Raw genomic sequence first — 831 nt, forward strand, 5'->3', positions numbered from 1 at the left:
AAAAAGGCGTTCACGGGCAATGGGGCCGCGTCAAAAGATCTGATGATTGCGGAGTGCGTTAAGCGGGGCTTCTCGCCGAAAGATGACAACGAGGCTGACGCTATCGCCATATACCATTGGGTTCTCGTTGAACGCCACGGGTGCGTAGAGGACGATTACGAATGACGGTAGCGCTTTTCCCCTACCAACGGGACGGCGTTGAATTCTTGGCGGCGCGGAAGGCCGCGCTGCTCGCTGACGATCCCGGCCTTGGCAAATCTATCCAGGCGATACGCGCTTGCGACGCAGTGTCCGCGCTGTATGTGCTGGTCATTTGCCCCGCGTCTGTCGTCGAGAACTGGAAGCGGGAAATTGCAAAGTATCGCGAGGGCGATTGGTCGGCATTCGTGGTTTCGTATGATCGCGCAGTCGGCGCGGACAAGGCGAAAATCATGGCCGGATGGTGGGACGTCTGCATCATCGATGAAGGCCACTATCTAAAGACGATTACAGCCAAGCGTACAAAAGGTGTTTACGGAAAGAATGCGGCGCGCGGTGATGACGCCATCGCAAGCCGTTGCGGAATAGTGTGGACGCTGACAGGCACACCTATGCCGAATAGCGCCGCCGAACTGTTCACACACATGCGCGCACTGGCGCCGGACACTGTGCGGTCTACGCGCACCGGCCTGTGTTGGACGCACCACCAATTCATGATCCGTTACTGCGAACAGCGGCATAATGGCTTCGCAGTGCAGTTCTTTGGCGCGAAAAACGAAGCCGATTTGCACGGACGATTGAGCGGGTTCATGCTCCGTCGTCGCAAGGAAGACGTGCTGAAAGACCTGCCGC

At 57.6% G+C, this 831-nt stretch carries 1 protein-coding gene; it reads left to right on the forward strand.

The features are described 5' to 3' along the window. Positions 1-161 precede the first annotated feature (161 nt). The coding region (locus ACTJKP_RS26995; RefSeq protein WP_440632848.1) for an SNF2-related protein at positions 162-831 on the forward strand (670 nt) is incomplete at its 3' end.

Origin of the sequence: Brucella sp. 22210, from assembly GCF_052045675.1 — a bacterium.
In the GTDB taxonomy this organism is placed as follows: Bacteria; Pseudomonadota; Alphaproteobacteria; order Rhizobiales; family Rhizobiaceae; genus Brucella.